Here is a 17,211-nt window from a genome sequence, read left to right as displayed (position 1 = left end):
TCGCCACTTTTTCAGCGCCTTTTTAATATCCTTGATTGTCCAATCGTAATGGCTCGATGTTAAAGCCGATAGGCGATTCTGTCAGTGCATTTTAATTTAATATTTGTAAGGAGAATATCCGGCGCCGCTAAACCGAATTACAGTTTTTCAATTTCTTCAACGGAAAGACCGGTTCCTTCAGCTATCTTGTCAATGTCAAAACCGAAACGTTTAAAAGCCTTAGCTGTTTCAAGCTTTGCTTGGCGCGATCCGTTGGAAAAGCCTTGTTCAATACCTTGTTCAATACCTTCGGCAAAGGCAATTTCTCGTTCTTCAGCACGTTGTACGGCTATATCGGTTTCATAATCATATTCAGCTAATAGCATATTAACGACCTCCTTACTCTTGCGTTTTAGATATTCACGCAAAATATTGTTCTCTATACATTCTTCAACGGCTTTTTCAAAACCGTTTTGAGGGTCTATTTCTTTCCATTTTCGCACTGTTTCCACAAATATACTGTATTCCTGTATCGTTTTACAGTTTTCCAATACAGGATGGCGGTTTTGGCGGTTTATGTTTATTACTTTAACGGTCAACTCAAGATTAGGTTCCGCTGCCTTTTCTATGAAGGCCTCCGAGAGTTTAAGAGTCTTATCACAAGGATAGTCTTCTTCTCCATTGTAAAAAACATAGAATTCAGGACTCGGAATTTTCAGTAGTTTACGGCTATATTTTTCTTTTGATTCAAAGAGGGTTTCATACAAGCGGCTGATGTATTCAAGGCAGCGTAAAGGCATATTCGGGTTGATTGTTGACTGGTGTTCTGCAAGCACTATTATTTTGTTATCTACAAGGTAGGATACATCGTTATAGAATGTCATGTACAAGACTTGATCAAGGCGGATATTTTTCAAAAGCTCTATAGCCGTAAGTTTGGTATTATGCAAGGCGTTATACAGTGACAAAAAGTTTTCTTTTGCTTTTTCGTCTTCACTGAATAAATCGACAAAGACAGAATCTTTATATTTTCTGTTTGAAGTGCTCATATCACAACTCCTTAACATACAATTATACCACATTTACCGCCGTTTTGTAAGAATACCGTGACGTATACCGCACGTATATACACAAAAAAACGCCTCAAGCCAGAGATATCTCCGACGTGAGAGCGGATAGTTTAGTTGACTGTGTTATTACCTATTAATCGGACTACTCTGCAACAAACCTATCGGCCTGTGTTCCCATGTCATCGGCATTGAACATCAGTCTTCAATATCATTTTCCAGCTGTTTTATCACCTTTGCGGGAACACCGGCGGCTACGCAGTTATCGGGAATATCTTTTGTTACCACCGCACCCGCCGCGATGATGACATTGTTGCCGTTGGTTACGTCCGGCAAAATCATACAGTTACAGCCGATCCATACATCGCTTCCAATAATAACGAGTTTTGAGTTCGCCATTTTTATTTCATATAAATAGTTGTTCACTCTACAAATTTCAAATCACCCAAACCGGCACGATGTAGTTTTCCCTATCAATTGCTGAAAGCTCCGGTTTCATGCAGATGACCGCGCCTTTAGAACGCGGAATAGAAGCGTTATCCAGTAAGCTGAATACTTTGACAAGCTCGGAACCCGGATTTGCGGATTTCTTAATTTCTATCGGATTAAGTACGCCGTCATGCTCTAATACGATATCGATTTCTTTCGCGTCTTTGTCCCGATAGTAATACATAAAGGGCGCTTTACCGTTATTGAGATATGTTTTCATTATTTCGGAAACAACATAATTTTCAAGTATGGCTCCGTTCATAGCGCCGCTTTCCAGCGTTTCCGCACTGCTCCACTTTGTCAGATAGCAGACTAATCCCGTATCATAAAAATACAGCTTGGGAGTTTTTACGAGGCGCTTTAACATATTATTTGAATAAGGGTGTAAGTAAAAAATAATTCCTAACGTTTCAAGAATACCCAGCCAGCCCTTCACCTGCTTTTGATTAATATCCGCGTCGCGTGCTATGTCGGCGATATTGAGCAGCTGTCCGCACCGTGCGGCAACGGCAGTTATAAACCGCAAAAATTTTAAAGAGTCAATCGAATCCGAAAGCGCTCTTACATCTCTTTCAATATATGTTGTTACATAACTGCTGTAAAAAATGTGAGTGTTTTTATTTTGACCGCTTATGACCGCAGGCATGGAGCCGTTATAAATTCTGTTAAAAATTTCTTTGATATTCGCAGGTTTTCGTTCTCTGCTCCGTGCGGAAAGTTTTTTCATATCGAGCACAAACGGCTCAAGTCTATTTCCGTAAATCTCTGCTTGCGATAAAGATGTTAATGAGAGCACCGCTACTCTTCCTGCCAATGACTCTTGCATTCCCTGCATCAGCTTAAAAGCTTGAGAACCGGTAAGCCAGAAATCACCTTTGCTGCGCTTTTTATCCGCATATATTTTTATGTAGGTGAATAATTCAGGCGCATATTGAACTTCATCGATCAGTATGGGCGGTTTATGCAGCTGCAAAAACAGTTCCGGATCGGTCTTTGCAAGAGCTCTCTCATGCAAATCATCGAGCGACACATAACCTCTGTCTGTGCCCTCCATAAGTTTTTGCAGCATGGTAGTTTTCCCAACCTGTCTTGGGCCTGTTACCAATACTACCGGATATTCTTTTGTTACCTCTAAGACTATCTTTTCCAAACTTCTGGAAATATAACTCATACAGCATCCTTTCGGCTAATATGTATTGTGATTACATTTTAGCCGAAGGCTATAGACATGGCAAGTACAAGGCCTCCCATACGGAACAACACTCGAATTGACAGCCCAATATATGCGAATTATTGCGTTAGGCGCAGTCTTTCAGCTTTTAGCCACCGGTCTTATACCTTTTATCCGCAATAGGAAGCAAATATTTTCTCTTGCTGTTTTTGTACAAAATAGTGTACATTATAAGTAAATAGGAGTTCTTAATCCTAAAAGATTAAAATTTTGAATAAAGTATTTAGAAAAATTTGATGTAAAAGGATTATCACAATTGCAAAGAACTGTTTTATTCTTAAATTGACCGATATAATGAGAAAGTTCGTTTTCTACAGTTTCATAAGTTGTATAAAACTCATCATCTTTAAATCGCTTTGCTTTATGTAAATTTGTATTTTTATTAGCCATTTTCCCTTCACACCTTGGTTAATAATTAATAATAATAGCACATTTTACAAAAAATTTATAGAGGGCGGTCGTTAATTTTTTAATATTTATATAACAATGCTAAAATACAAAGTTTAAAAGCCACTCTTGACACTGTTTTTAATTGTACATATAATCAAATAAACATCTGAACATTTGTTCATATATTGACAGATAAAACAATCCTGCTGTTTTGAGAAGACGAATGACCAAGGTGGGCAGGCATGATAATCAGAATACGTAAGGAGGCAGCGTAATGGAAAACCAAGAAGAACCGATGAGCGACGAAGCGGCGGAGTATTTTAACCCCGATGCCGTGGCTCATGCACGCTCAAAGATCCCCGACGAGGACACGATGACCGCATTGAGTGATTTTTTTAAGAACTTCGGTGATTCAACCCGTATCAAGATTGTATCCGCGTTAATGGCGGGTGAGCTGTGCGTTGCCGACATTGCGGAGGTACTTGAAATCTCCGCTTCGGCAATTTCTCATCAACTGCGTATCCTCAGACAGGCAAAAATAGTGCGTTCGCGGCGGGTGGGAAAACAAATCTATTATTCCATAGAGGACAATCATGTCGGCATCTTATACAGCGTCGGCATGGAGCATATTCTGGAAGGGCGCTAGACCAAAGGAGGAGAGATGACAAAAAGCGCTGTCTAAAATATCGCCAGCGCTTTTTGTCTCAAGTTTGCGCTGCAAACTTGATTATTTACGTGTGCGCGCAACGCGCACGACTAAAAACTTTTTCGGATGTTTAAACATCCTGCAAAAGTTTTTATAGGAGGTAATATGGCTTGTAGTTGTATGGCATGTAATCATATACACGAAACGCATAATCATGATGAACATCATCATGACAGTTTGTGGAATAAACACGATATTATCCGTTTTAGCGTAGCGGCGGTGTTTTTTATCGCCGGGATTGTATTGAAAATTGCTTCCGAACCTTTCAAAATAACCGTTCAGTTCAACGGCGCTTCTTACTCCATTGCACTTTCATCACTGCTTTTTGTCGGTTCGTGGCTTGCTGCGGGACTGGAAGTTATCCAAACCTTGCTGAAGACCATCGGTAAAGGAAGTATTTTTGACGAAAACTTTTTGATGACCTTTGCGACACTCGGTGCATTCATACTCGGAGAGTGGTCGGAAGGCGCCGCGGTTATGCTGTTTTACAACTTGGGTGAGCTGCTGCAAGCCGCCGCCGTTCAGCAATCCCGCCGTTCCATTACCAACTTGATGGATTTGCGCCCCGAATTTGTCCGGCTCTATCATAATCCTGCCGACTCCGAATCGGGACACAGCGATGCACATAGTTGTTGCGGTCATGAACATGAAGATGATGACCACCATCACAGCCATGAGCACATTCACGCCGAGATGTGCAAATGCGGGTATGAACACGGTGAACATCACCATACCCATTCGGAAAACTGCGAGTGTGGACACGAACATAGCCATGAACATCATCACGCATATGAAGAATGCGAGTGCGAGCATGAACACGAACATACGCATAATCATGCCGAAGAGTGCTGCTGCGGGCATCATCATGAAGGGGATGACCCTGACATTGTAGCCCCGGAAGATGTTCCTATCGGTACGCTGATCCTCGTAAAACCGGGAGAGAAGGTTCCGCTTGACGGGATACTGGTCGAAGGGGCGTGTTCTTTTGATACCTCTTCAATGACGGGAGAGAGTGTTCCGCGTTTTATTGAAGCAGGCGGTACGGTACTTGCAGGATTCGTCAATACGGACGGGCTTGCGGTGATTAAAACCACCGTAGCGGCGGAAAATACCGCTGCGGCAAAAATGCTACAGTTGGTGGAACATGCGCAAGACCGCAAGGCAAAAACGGAGCGGCTTATTTCGAGCTTCGCACGAGTATACACTCCGATTGTAACGATCGGTGCAGTCGTGCTGGCGCTCCTTCCGCCGCTTGTACTTTCAGCTGTACATGGCAGCCCGCTTTCGTGGAACGCCTTTGTTCCGTGGATTTCGCGCGGATTGGTATTCCTCGTCATCTCTTGCCCATGCGCCTTTGTTATCTCCGTTCCGCTCGGCTACTTCGGCGGACTCGGCGGGGCGGCAAAAAAAAGGTATATTGATAAAAGGAGCGGATTTTATCGACTCGCTTGCCAAAACGGACAGCGTTGTATTCGACAAAACCGGCACACTGACCGCCGGTGTTTTAACGGTACAGCATATTCTTCCTGCCGAACAATTCAGCACGGAGGAGTTGCTTGAGCTTGCCTATATCGCCGAGTATCATTCCGGCCATCCGATTGCCGTTGCGATAAAAGGCGCTATTCAAGGGCAGCTCGGTAAAGAGAAAATAGCCGTGTTTGAAAAAGAAGCTGCCGAACTCCGGCAATACACGGAAAAAGCCGGTTCCGGCGTTAAAATGCTGCGGAACGAACAGGAGCTTGCGGCCGGTTCCGCGCTGTTCATCTTCGGCGATGCGGAAAAGCAGCCTGCTTCCATCGCTCAAATCGAAGGAACAAAGGTATTCCTTTCCTACGGCGGGCGTTATGCCGGCTGTATTATTTGCAGCGACAGCATTAAACCGCAATCCGCACAAGCGATACGGGAACTGCGCGGCGTCGGCGTCGGATACCTTGAGATGCTGACCGGCGATACGAAGCGTACAGGCGAAAAAATAGCCGCCGAATTGCAGCTTGACCGCTGCAGCAGCGAACTTTTGCCGCATGAAAAGGTCGCCCGCTTTGAAGCTATCAGCGACGAACGGAAGAAAGGCAACGCCCGCGCCGTCTGCGTGTTTGTCGGAGACGGAATTAACGATGCGCCCGCTCTCGCCCGTGCGGATGTGGGTATCGCGATGGGCGGAATCGGCAGCGACGCCGCAATCGAAGCCGCCGACGTCGTTCTTATGACCGACAACCCGCAACTTATTCCGCAGGCAATCAAGTCGGCACGTTTTACACGGCAAATCGTCAAACAAAATATCGTTATGTCGTTTGTTGTTAAAATCGCCTTTTTGGCAGGCGGCGCCTTGGGCATTATCGGATTATGGGCAGCGGTGTTTGCCGATGTCGGCGTCGCACTTCTTGCCGTGTGCAACTCGCTGCGCGCACGGAGATAGGAAGTTCCTAAAAGATACAACAGTGCGGGAATATATTCAGCTTTTACTTTTAAGTCCGCAAGATCGATTTTGATAAAATCTTGCGGATAATCAGCGTCTTTATATTTAATGTCAGACCTCCTAAAAAACAGCAAAATTATTTTCTTTTCTCTTAAATTCTTAGCCAAAAAGCCGCGCGTGTCGCATATAGAAGGTAGCTTACAAATACTTAGGAGACGAACCGATGAAAAAACTCTTTTTTGTTATGCCGGTTATCTGTGCGCTATGCGGAGCAGGGTGTGCAGGTTTTTCTCAACAGCCGATTTTTACCGATATTCTCGGAGGAGAAGCTGAACCCATTAAAATAGTAAAAACCGTACGGATGGAAACCAATACTATACAGATATACTTTGCCGGTACGGCGGAATTTCTTTCAGCGGAAATTTTTATCCCCGAAACGGGAGAAACGCAAACGTGCAGCGCCGAGCCGATGGATATCCCCGACAATTTTACCGATTCCGACGAACAATCCGGCAAGGCTGATACCTACACCGCCTTTGCGCTTAGCCCAACTGCCACGATCGGTATCGGAGTTCCTTTTGTATTGCGCGGTTCCGTGTCGGACACAAAGCACAGCGTTCTTGATTTTGCGCTGCCGTTTGAGGGAGCCAATACGCACCCTGCAAAACTGCGGATAACCGAAATCCGTCCGCTATACAGCAGCAAACCGAAAAGCGAATTTATCGAGTTTATTGTAATGGAAAGCGGCAACCTTTCCGGCATCACCATCACGAATGTCGGAGATAAGCAAAACCCGCACTATCGGTTCCCCGCCGCAGAAGTTTCCGCAGGCGAGACTATTGTATACCATTGGCGTTCCGTCGAAGAGGGTATCCGCGATGAAACAACCGTTAAAATTATTTCCGGCGGAACACAAGCTTGTGCGGCTGCGCGGGATTTTTGGGGACCGTATACGAGCATTCCCAAAAGAAACGCCAATGTCATTCTGATAAAAGCCGGAGTGGACGGCGATATTCAGGATGCCATTCTCTACTGTACCGAAAAAAGAATGTGCTAAACGGGGCGCAGCTCCTGCATGGAATGACGAAGAGCTGGTACGGGAAGCGGAAGCCGCCGTTGCAAGCGGTGCATGGCGAGGAGGCGCCGTCTTAAAGTCAGCGGTTATCGCGCCGATAACCGCCTCAAAATCGCTGGTACGCGATGCAAAAACCGCTATTAATAAAGCAGAAAGCTGGACACTCCGCGATTCAAAAAAGGTTACTATGGGGAAACCGTATTAACACCAGCTTTTAAGAATATGCGGAGCATCTACGTTGTCGCATCTAAATTTAAAGGAACTGTTCAAAAACTGTTACGCAATCCGCTTTAGCGGATATGATAAATTATTTCCTTACAGAAAAGGCCGATAGGCTTTCAGTTTTTGGACAGCCCCTTGTCGTTAAGCGGTGTATACGAATGTACATTTCAGAACCGCCACGGATGGCGGTGGTTCCAAGCAGTAACCGGTTTGCTTGCAAACCGGCGCTGGCTTACAAGCGAGGATTTGACTATCTGCAAGCGATAGCAGCATTAAAACAATGGTATGACGCTACCTGTTCCATCCGGCAGGGGAAGGAATGTACAATCCATTCAGTCTATTAAATGCTTTTGATAATAAAGAAATTAAAAGCTACTGGTTCGGGACGGGAACACCGACCTTTTTGGTGAATTATCTGAAAGAAGCTCATTTTTTTATCCCTGACTTGGATGGGAATATTGAATTGAATGAAACCGGATTGGAAACATACAGGGCTGTAGCGCAAGATGCCTTACCTATTCTGTTTCAATCCGGTTATTTAACCATTAAGAAATACGTTACAGAAGAGCGGATGTACCGGCTTGGTTTTCCGAATGATGAAGTGCGGTACGGGTTTTTAGAAAATTTGATGCCTGCATATACTACAATACCGTTTACAGACACGGGAAAATCAGTATGGAGCTTTGTAGAAGATATCCGTAAAAGCAATGTAGACAGCTTTATGGAACGGATGCGGTTGTTATTACAGCTGATATTGAGGTATGTTAATGGAAGCCCGAAAACAGCCTATACATTTCGGTTGTGCATAATCTCCAGTTCTTCCATAACGAGATCGACGACGGCCTGTTTTTTGTCATCTCCGTCACGGCAGCGTTGTTTCGCACGCTCGCGGAATTCGTTACAGTCGATAACCGGACTCATTTCCATTACAACCTTGTCTTGGCACACAATGTCTCCCAGCATATTGGATGGGTCGTCCGAAATGCGCAAACAGTTACCGTTAATAGACACCAACAGCATCACATCGGAGGTTCGGATGTATGAGTCGATTTCGCGGACACCCCGTTTTGTTTCGGGCTTTCCCGGGCGGTAGCGGGTACCTGCCGGATATACGATAACGGCTTTTCCTTCTTTTCGCACTTCTTCCAACGTCCGCATCGAGGCGATATTGATGCTGCGGCTCCGTTTTTTCTCTTCTTCCAGTTGTACGGGGTCGGTAATGCCGGCAAGTGTTCTGCTCGGATAAATGACAATGCGCTCATAGCCTTCGGTGAGAGCGGCTATCAGCGGATCCTCTTCGGTAAGCTTCATCCCTGCCATTGCAATCGAACGATGAGCAAGCTCTTCTCCTGCCGGTCCTGTTTGTTCCATTAAATATAAAAAAATCGGTAAATCGAGGTTGCTGTAGTGCTCGGAGAGGATAATGCCCTTCTTTCCGGCTTTAATTGCCGTTAAAAATTCGGCAATGTGTTTTTCCGGGTAGAGTTTTGAACCTTCCAACAAGAGTTTTTTTACGGCCGATTCTAAGATTGATCGAATTTGAGGATTTTCCAGTTTGTGTACATTTTCTTCGGTGATAACATTATCCTTGCTTGCGTATTGTTCGAATAATGGCCTCAAGTTTTCAAGCATATTTTTTAGTACAAGACCGTCAATTTTTTTCTCTTCCATAATGCGCTCCTCAAAATAATACAATTGTCTCGTCGACCTATTCGAAAACGAAAGTTTCAGAATAGGTCTAATATACTCCTATATGGAAAGACGTTCCAACAGCGGCGGCAGCTCATAAATTGATTTGATCGACGGGATACCGGACGCTTTGGTAAAATCCGTACATCGTTCTTTTTCGTCGATCAGTACGCTCCTGCCGCCAATTTTGACAAAACCCTCAACGTAAGCGGGGCAATCATCCAGAAACAACGTTTCTTCAACCGTTTTATGCACAGCGGCAAGCGGCTTGGTAAAGGCTTCCGGTTGCGGCTTCCCTCTCCCTTGGTTATAGGAAATGTCAAAAACAGCGAGGAATAAATCACTGATATTAAAGAAGTTCAAAACCCGTTCGGCATGTGCCATCGGTGCATTGGTCAAAACCGTCATCGGCATCTGTAACGAAAGTAAAAAATTCCGCAAATTCGGATCCGGTTGTAATTCGGCAATTTCCGAAGCGGGATGCACTGCTTCAAAATACGTGTCTCTGTCATTAAAATGATATTCACATTCAAGCCATTCGAGCGTCGTACCGTAATTGTGCCGCCGTGCACGTTGCAGTTTTATAGCCTCTTCCAACGGAAGCGATAAGAAATCGGCAATAAATTGAAACATCCGTTCGGAGATTCTCCGTTCCATCAGATTGGATGCAGAATAAAGCGTATTATCAATATCAAAAAGTAAATGCCCTATCATCTCTGTTGCAGTATAGCACAAAAACTAAAAAAGTCCATTAAAATAGGCTTGCTCTGCGCTATACGCAGCGCTGTTAACTGTTAGGCTGACAATGGTAAAGCTGCCGTCTTTATTTTTAATGCATCGTTTTATGTCTTTTGAAATCTTTTTTGATTCGATGTCGTATACGGATTGCTTGAGCGTAAAGGCTGTTTGCTTCCCTTCGACAGTCGTATACGGCAGCAGTGTTTTGGCATAAGGACTTGAAGCTGTTAGCAATCGAAGCAAGCGTTCGGGTACGGATAACGGATTCCCATTTTCTGCCGACGGTATATTGACCGTACTTACCGTTAAAAAGGCGGTATCCTCGCAAAGAAATGAATTATCTGCAATTTTTTTCCACTGGCTATCCAAATGGAGCTGCACACCTGATACGGTTACCGTTTCTTTCTTTGCCGCTTTATCGACGGTAAATACGTTTGTGTTTTGCTGAGGTTCTGCCGGACCATAACCATAGAATACCGATTCCCCGTTGCCATTAATGGAGCCTATTTCGGTTAATTCCAAAACCGGTTCTTTTTTTGCGCCGGTTATCGCTTTAAGGTGAAAGAGGGGCACAAAAGATTGAAAGTCCAGTGTAACTGCTCCGCCGAATTCTTCCATTTGCTTGCGTACCGTTGCCGTGCCGAACGGCGCTTTTCCTGCACGAGGGAAAGTTTTAATTTCATAGAGCTTGGGTAAAAGCTCCATCAGATAATTAACGCCGAATGTATCATCCTGCGTAATAGAAGAGATAATTTGCTGACCGGTCAGGACTAACCGCCCCTTTTCAACTTGAGCGCTGAATAGGATGGATACGGTACGGGAATTTCCCTGCTCATCGGTACGGATAAAAGCACCGTAGGTTTCATCGTTATAATACAAAAAGCCTATCCATGTAGGGATTTTCCATGAATAATCACGGTAAATAACGTAATCACCGGAAAAAGTACCTTGCGCAGATTCTTTTGTAGGTTTTTGCGTTGCAAAAAGAAGTGTGGGAACAAATACCGACATACAGCATACGATAAACCATGCTGCACTTCGCTTGAGGAAGGCGTGATAATAATCCATTATAATCTCCCCAAAAAATTAACTTTTTTCTGCGTTTTCTTCTGCATATTTTTTGAATTCTTCTTCGCTCATTTTATCGGCATAGAGCGGATAGAGCGCTTCGACTAAATCTTCCAACGTAGGGAATTTTGCACCGTCTAATTTGTATGGCATTATTGTACCTCGCTTACTTTATTGAGAATTTTGATGAGTTCTTCTTTTGTTCCGTTGATGAGCGGTACGTTCGGAATAGGGGTATCGATATCGCGGAGATATTCGGGTATTATCGGAGACTCGCCGCATATCCGGGTAAGAATTTTGCTTTCAAAGGCAGGATGATCCTTCGAGACCAACACGAGAGATTCTCCGCCGCTCCTTTGGCATATATTCCGGTTTTGTGCTGCTGAGTATGCATGAGCGGTCGCCATATCGAACATAATACCGTAACGCCGATAGGAATCGCTGATGAGCATTTCCGCTTCGGCATCCGAGACCCATGCAGGGAAAATAATCGATTTCATAATCGCAGGGCTGAGTGTAAAAATTTGTTCAAGTCGTTCGATGCTGGAAGGTACGGCAGGATCGGCGGGGCCGCGTTCCGAAAGTGGGATGGACGAATTAACGCAGCGGCAGCTACCGGTTTCGTCACAGTTCAGTGCATCCGTTGCGTCCGTGATAAAACCGTTTACCGGCAAGCAAAACTTCCATGCGTATAAGCCTGCCGTAAGATTACCGTAGTTTCCCGACGGCACTGCATAGAATATCTCCCCTGCCGTTCTTGTTTTTATGCGGGTAAAAGCAAACATATAGAAAAACACCTGCGGCAAAATGCGCCCGATGTTGACCGTATTTGCCAATGTCAGGTTATAATCTTTTACGAGCTGCCGCTCTTGATAAATAGACCGGATGAGATTCTCGACTGTGACAGTGTCTCCTTTAACCTCTACGGGATAGACGGAGCCGCCGTTCTGAAACAAATGCTCCGGTTTTAGCCCCTTTGCATAGCCTTTCGGATATAAGATAATCAATTTAAGATGTTTTTTATTTCCGAATGCTGCCGCCATACTTCTGCCGCCGACTCCGGTACTGGGGGCGATGACAATGGCTTTCTTCTCATCTATTGTTAAAAGGTGTTCCAGCGCGGAAGCAAGCCATAGAAAGCCGAAATCTCGATGATTGCCGGTCGGCCCGTGGAACAGCTCCAGCAAAAAGAGGCGGTCATCAAGCTGGCGAAGCCGCGGGCTATAGGATTGAAACGCCGTTGCTGCAATCCGCTCGGAAATAACCGGACTAATCTCTTCTTTGAGCAGTGCAGATGTTAGCGAGCCTGCTATGGTCGAAAAGGTTGTCTGCTCATTCATATGCAATATCCACGAGCGTAAATCGTGTTCGGAGTACGGAACATATAAACCGCCGTCGGCAGGCATACAATCAAAGATCGCATGTTTAAAGGAAACAGCGAGATTGCTGTTTCGAGTGCTGACTAACTTCATAGTTTCAAAGCGCTCCTTTATCAAGTCGGTATTTTTTAACAAAACCTTCCGGCTTGTAGCTCATTTTTGCATGGCGCAGCCCCTCGTCGCCCAAGTCTTGCTCACGGTTGATGTAGATAACCTGTTCGGGAAGCGATTGGGCAAAGGCATAGTTGATGTATTGATAGCTGCCTCGAAAATCGGTTCGTGCTTTTTCAAAATGGACAACGGCGATAGTTCCCTGACCGGCCAATTCAGCTAAACACCATGCAACCGGCACACCTTGTACATACAGGATAAGGCTGAGAAAATTCGCTATTTCCGGCAATGCCAAGGCTTGTTGTGCAGCCTCGTAGTCGGTTTCTTGGATGTTGGTTTGCTCCGTCGCCCAGATGTCTAAAATTTTAGATGCGTCTTTTTTGGTATCCGTATCAAGCTTTTTCAACGTAAAATCAGGATAATTGCTTAAAAAGCCATTCACATGGTTTTTCTTTTTATGTAATTGCTTACCGGAAAGCGTACTCAACGAGAGGCGGGTGTAGAGGTAATCGAAATTATCCCTATCTTCGGTAGGAGACTCTTTAAAGTTTTGGAAAAAAGCTGCATTATCGGTTAAATATGATTCTGAGATCAACTTCCAGTAAGCACAATCGTTGTACAGTTCTTTAAGTGTTGCAAGCGGAAGCGGGTCTCCTATGGAGAAAAAAAACGCTTTTTTCTGTTCTTCCCCTAAAAAGATCAGGGTGCGCTCATTAAATCTGCTTATTTTATATTTATACGTATTTCTAAAAAAATACAAACTTCCGAAGGTTAACTCCGACATACCGTCTTTCAGCGGCTGTAAATCGGATTGAATCGCTTGTACAGCTTCAAGAGATAGCGGAGAAAATTCAGGATACCGCGCAATGACGTCCATGGCCGCTATGTTACTCTTTTATCAAAAAAATCGCAAGTTCTTTAGCAAATATAAAGGGTAGCGGATATGCAAGTTTTCGATAAAAAACTTAGTAATTCAGCACCGCCACGGATGGCGGTGGTTATAACAGAAGCGATATTTTGGCTTTGCCAAAATTCGCAATCAAGTGATGAACAAGGACGTTCATCACTTGATGATTAAGCCGTCAGATCCAACAGATATGCCGATTCCGGTAAGGAAGAAGCATACCCGATGCTTTTTGAAAGCGCTATTTCCGTATGGATTTTATTGTTGACATATTCAATCATCGTGTCCAGCGTTTTTTCATCGGAAGTGCCCGTTAATAGCTTGTTTTCCCGTTCGTTTTCGCGCATTCTCACCAGCTGATCGATGAGCGTATTTAAAATCTTGAGCTTTCCGATACTGACGCCGTTTTGATCTTTGGTTCGCGGCACCCCGGAAACATATTGAAAATGAGAATAAACAACTTGTTTGGTATCGACCGGAAGATATGCACGCCCTCCGGCCGAAATGCTCGTCATTGCCGCATAAGACAATGATGACAACGGTACATAATTCGATACCATACCGATCCCTCCACTATTCTAATAATCGGTATTTTTTTTTTGTACTTTAGAGGAATTTTATAACGAAGGTTATCTTTTAGCCGTAATGACACAAAACAATATCGGATTCTTTAAAAATTTTAAAGTCAATGGTATAATCAATATACTTATACTGAATAAAATAGTATGGAGGCTCTCTGCTATGAAATTTATTATGGATGAAAGTATTGCCGCGCTTGGGATTAAAAGCATTGTGATCGGCATTGCAAAAAATGTAGACCCGCAAGCTCCCTTATCAGAGGCTTTTTTAAAGAAGCAAAAAGAGATGGAAGAATGGGCATTGAAATGCGATGTTGATGAAGTATTCAATCATCCGGTCATTCAGGGATACACTGATATGCTGCAAAGCGTGGGGCGCAGTATCAAAAAATATATGCCGACCGTTCCGGCTCTTATCCGAAACATTCAGCACCGCGGCTCTATTCCGCACATTAATAGCGTTATCGATATTTATAACGTCGAGTCGTTACGTTCGCTTTTGGCAATAGGCGGACATGACCTTGCTAAAGTAGACGGGCAGATAGAGTTTACCGTCAATAAAGAAGAAGGCGTTTTCCTTCCCATCCTATCCACGGAAAAGCATGTCGCTAAAACCGATTACGTGTACCGCGATTCAAAAGGTATTATGGCATGGCTGGATGTCCGGGATGGGGAACATTATAAATTTGATGACGGGACAAAAAATGCAATCTTTATCATTCAGGGAAATGCCAATACGTCCGTCGATATGCGTGTAGACGCGCTCAAACGGATTCAAAGTGATTTAGCGGAATGTATGCCTCGGTTGGAATTTGAGATACAGATTATCGAGGGGTAATTTATAATGAGAAATTGAGCTTCTCCGTTTCCTGTACGGTTAAGCTGAATTTCAGAAATCGAAGGAGAGTTCTACCGTTCCGCAAGTTCCGGTTTTTTGAATAAGGAGATAGCCCAAAACGACAAAAAGAAGCGGAACGCTTCCCGATGAATTAAGCCGATATCAAGGGCAACGGCGACCAGAAGAGCCGACCGTATGCCCAATTTGTTTTTGCCGAATCCGATGAGCCAGCGTACAAAGGCTTCATCGTATTGGTAGTCTTGAATAAAATCGATGACGGTCTTTTTCAGTACAGGATCGCTCGTTTTTTTTGTTTCAAAGATTTCATCGAGTATATCGATGAAAAGAATAGACGGCGATTGTTTTTCGTTCCGGTATTTTTCAAACATATAATAAAAGTCGTTTTGGATACCCATTAACGATGCGAGTGCAAGCAGCGCTTCGTTTTCGATATAGGGCGGAACGGTGTCCCTGCGGAGAATATCCAGAATAAACATAGGGGAATTATCTGCATTAAAAAGCTCCAGCGCACGTATTCCTTTCAGTATCAGCGCGGGGTTTTCCGCTTGGGAAAGAATGGTGCCGATTTTAGGCTGGCTATAACTGTCGTTTAGCCGTGCAAGGGCGACCATCGCTTCTCCGGCAAGATAGTAGTCGTCGCTGTCGAGCGCTGCCCGTAACGGGGTAACCGCTTGCTGCACATTGAATTTGGCGAGTATCCGTGCGGCGAGCGGCGCGGTAGTAAACGCCCCTTGTTCAAGCTCTTTCAACACCACATCGCGCACTTTCGAATTGATGGTATTCATCGAATAGAGCGCCCGTAATGCGTTCATCCGAATTGTAAACCGCGGAGATTCAAGGTAGTGCAGCAGCTGATCGCAGGATACCGATGAAGCAATTTCGCCGAGTTCGTTGAGGATTTTCTCTTCGGTTTCGATAGTCTCGCTTCGGTCTAATTTGTGCAGCAGGTTGAGCGCCTTCATATCGCGGGGAGAAAAGAGGACGGCAAGCGTTTCAAAAACGCGGTAACTGCCGAGGTTCAAGAGCTTGCGCTGGAATACGATACCGAGTGCGATAATGGCGATAACTATCAAGAAAAATATTTGATACGATTGCAGGTAGGAAAAACCTTGCACCCGCAAAAGGTCGAGTATCGTTCCACCGAGGATGGAACCTGCGCCGCCGGTAATCGCAAGGATAAAGTAATAGAGCATACTTAAATCCATCAGCGCCTCTTCCGGCACCATTGCGAAGAAATATGCTTGCGACGAATTATCTTGCCCGACAAAACCGACATTGCTGATCATCGTAAATAAGATGAGAAAAACGGTACTGAGTATACCGGCGCTTGCGAGTCCCGGCGCAAAGAAAGCCGGTATTAACGAAAGGGCGCTGATTGCGCTGAAAATGATAAAGATCGGTTTTGCGCCGATGCGGTCGATAATCAGATGCATTAAAAGCCCGACACTGAGAGCGCCTACAAGTGAGTACACGGATAAGATGGTCGCTGCGCTGTCTCGTCTACTGTAAACTTCTTTTGCATACACGATGATAAACGGACGGATCATCGCAATACCGAGACTGATAATAAAGAACGCCAATACGAACCGTCTAAAGTTTGCGTCTTTAAAGGCATCACGAATGTGTCTCAAAAAAGTGGAGCCTTGGCGCGGGGTAGTATTGTCTTTCCGCTTTTGACGGTTCGGCTTTGCGGACTGAGGTTCCGGTATTCTAAACAGCAGGATAGAGGCGATAAAACCGAGCAGTATGCCGATCATGCTGGCAAGGTTATAGCTTTGTACCGAAGGATCCCTCCGTAAAAGCCACGCGAGCAAAACAGTGGCGAGTAATGCCGCAAGGTTGTTGATTAAGGAAAGGCGCACGATATACGAGCTGCGGTCTTTCCCGGGCGCAAGGATTCTGATAACGGGATTATTGGCAATCATCCCGGCGCCGCGGAAAAAATTGAACAACCCTACCGCAAGCAATAGACAATAGAGCGCATACTGATTGTGTCCCGCTGATACGAGGAACGGAATGGCAAGCAGCGGCAGCAGCGAGGCGGTACGCAAAAGCCATGTACTGCCGAATGTCTGCATAATGCTGAAACGCATCACCATCAATTTACCAAGCGGAATGGCAAAAAATGAAAGGTACATAAATGCGGTCAGTAAACCGACTACCGTTGTGTTGGCTTTTAAAAAGAGCGCATAAAGGGTAACCGTATTACCGGTAACAAGCGCAAAAGAAAAAGAATTGAAGATATTGTAAATGTCGTAGATTCGCCGCCCTTGTTTAATTTTATAGGCCGACAGTTGCTCATTCATCGGC

16 protein-coding genes and 2 pseudogenes are annotated in these 17,211 nt (G+C 44.7%); 6 read left to right on the top strand and 12 right to left on the bottom strand.

The genetic code is table 11. The features are described from left to right. Window positions 1-137 precede the first annotated feature (137 nt). The 4 genes from GWP40_RS01300 to GWP40_RS01285 all read right to left on the bottom strand — a co-directional run bounded on the left by GWP40_RS01300 (window position 138) and on the right by GWP40_RS01285 (window position 3,156). A complete protein-coding gene (locus GWP40_RS01300; protein WP_212565731.1) occupies window positions 138-1,028 on the bottom strand; it encodes an Rpn family recombination-promoting nuclease/putative transposase in 891 nt (296 codons plus the stop codon). 216 nt (window positions 1,029-1,244) lie between these two features. Beyond that, window positions 1,245-1,445: an LbetaH domain-containing protein gene (locus GWP40_RS01295; RefSeq protein WP_212565730.1), complete on the bottom strand. Its 201-nt coding sequence runs from the start codon at window positions 1,443-1,445 to the stop codon at window positions 1,245-1,247. 37 nt (window positions 1,446-1,482) lie between these two features. Continuing rightward, window positions 1,483-2,706 carry an ATP-binding protein gene (locus GWP40_RS01290; protein ID WP_212565729.1) on the bottom strand — a complete coding sequence of 408 codons (1,224 nt, stop codon included), beginning with the start codon at window positions 2,704-2,706 and terminating at the stop codon, window positions 1,483-1,485. Window positions 2,707-2,934: 228 nt separating this feature from the next. Beyond that, window positions 2,935-3,156 (bottom strand): adenine-specific methyltransferase EcoRI family protein, encoded by a 222-nt coding sequence (locus GWP40_RS01285; protein WP_212565728.1) that lies wholly within the window; start codon window positions 3,154-3,156, stop codon window positions 2,935-2,937. A gap of 274 nt (window positions 3,157-3,430) precedes the next feature. Between GWP40_RS01285 and GWP40_RS01280 the strand changes: the two genes are divergently transcribed. The 5 genes and pseudogenes from GWP40_RS01280 to GWP40_RS01265 form a co-directional block, all read left to right on the top strand. Then, the gene (locus tag GWP40_RS01280) at window positions 3,431-3,802 is read left to right on the top strand and encodes an ArsR/SmtB family transcription factor (RefSeq protein ID WP_016522542.1); all 372 of its coding nucleotides are present in this window, start codon (window positions 3,431-3,433) and stop codon (window positions 3,800-3,802) included. 165 nt (window positions 3,803-3,967) lie between these two features. Next, a pseudogene (locus tag GWP40_RS13515) lies at window positions 3,968-6,278 on the top strand (heavy metal translocating P-type ATPase). 223 nt (window positions 6,279-6,501) lie between these two features. Then, window positions 6,502-7,335 (top strand): lipoprotein TP_1001-related protein, encoded by an 834-nt coding sequence (locus GWP40_RS01270; protein WP_230974520.1) that lies wholly within the window; start codon window positions 6,502-6,504, stop codon window positions 7,333-7,335. Further along, entirely contained in the window at window positions 7,298-7,558 is a 261-nt protein-coding gene (locus tag GWP40_RS12490) for a lipoprotein TP_1001-related protein (protein WP_230974519.1), read from the top strand. Before GWP40_RS01270 ends, GWP40_RS12490 begins: the two co-directional genes overlap by 38 nt. 268 nt (window positions 7,559-7,826) lie before the next feature. Next, a pseudogene (locus tag GWP40_RS01265) lies at window positions 7,827-8,320 on the top strand (AAA family ATPase); the annotation flags it as partial. Between the two features lie 41 nt (window positions 8,321-8,361). Here GWP40_RS01265 and GWP40_RS01260 read toward each other — a convergent pair. From GWP40_RS01260 to GWP40_RS01235, 7 genes are all read right to left on the bottom strand, one after another. Then, a complete protein-coding gene (locus GWP40_RS01260; RefSeq protein ID WP_212566498.1) occupies window positions 8,362-9,231 on the bottom strand; it encodes a 1-acyl-sn-glycerol-3-phosphate acyltransferase in 870 nt (289 codons plus the stop codon). 93 nt (window positions 9,232-9,324) lie between these two features. After that, window positions 9,325-9,978, bottom strand: coding sequence for an HAD-IA family hydrolase (locus tag GWP40_RS01255; RefSeq protein ID WP_212565727.1), 654 nt, complete (start codon window positions 9,976-9,978; stop codon window positions 9,325-9,327). Between the two features lie 24 nt (window positions 9,979-10,002). Further along, window positions 10,003-11,070 (bottom strand): DUF7954 domain-containing protein, encoded by a 1,068-nt coding sequence (locus tag GWP40_RS01250; RefSeq protein ID WP_212565726.1) that lies wholly within the window; start codon window positions 11,068-11,070, stop codon window positions 10,003-10,005. Window positions 11,071-11,088: 18 nt separating this feature from the next. Then, the gene (locus tag GWP40_RS13210) at window positions 11,089-11,223 is read right to left on the bottom strand and encodes a hypothetical protein (protein ID WP_256478592.1); all 135 of its coding nucleotides are present in this window, start codon (window positions 11,221-11,223) and stop codon (window positions 11,089-11,091) included. Next, the gene (locus tag GWP40_RS01245) at window positions 11,223-12,542 is read right to left on the bottom strand and encodes a PALP domain-containing protein (protein ID WP_212565725.1); all 1,320 of its coding nucleotides are present in this window, start codon (window positions 12,540-12,542) and stop codon (window positions 11,223-11,225) included. Before GWP40_RS01245 ends, GWP40_RS13210 begins: the two co-directional genes overlap by 1 nt. A gap of 4 nt (window positions 12,543-12,546) precedes the next feature. Beyond that, window positions 12,547-13,437 carry a DUF2156 domain-containing protein gene (locus GWP40_RS01240; protein ID WP_212565724.1) on the bottom strand — a complete coding sequence of 297 codons (891 nt, stop codon included), beginning with the start codon at window positions 13,435-13,437 and terminating at the stop codon, window positions 12,547-12,549. Between the two features lie 197 nt (window positions 13,438-13,634). After that, window positions 13,635-14,024, bottom strand: coding sequence for a hypothetical protein (locus GWP40_RS01235; protein WP_212565723.1), 390 nt, complete (start codon window positions 14,022-14,024; stop codon window positions 13,635-13,637). Between the two features lie 181 nt (window positions 14,025-14,205). Here GWP40_RS01235 and GWP40_RS01230 point away from each other — a divergent pair, with 181 nt between their 5' ends. Further along, window positions 14,206-14,880, top strand: coding sequence for a B3/B4 domain-containing protein (locus GWP40_RS01230; protein WP_212565722.1), 675 nt, complete (start codon window positions 14,206-14,208; stop codon window positions 14,878-14,880). A 71-nt stretch (window positions 14,881-14,951) separates the two neighbouring features. Here the strand turns inward: GWP40_RS01230 and GWP40_RS01225 are convergent, their stop codons facing one another. Then, complete coding sequence (locus GWP40_RS01225) at window positions 14,952-17,207, bottom strand: MFS transporter (protein WP_212566497.1); 2,256 nt, start codon at window positions 17,205-17,207, stop codon at window positions 14,952-14,954. Window positions 17,208-17,211 lie beyond the last annotated feature (4 nt).

This window comes from Treponema vincentii (genome assembly GCF_018336815.1).
Lineage (GTDB): Bacteria > Spirochaetota > Spirochaetia > Treponematales > Treponemataceae > Treponema.
The sequence above is the reverse complement of the archived record's forward strand: the minus strand, read 5'-3'. Positions and strand labels throughout refer to the sequence as shown.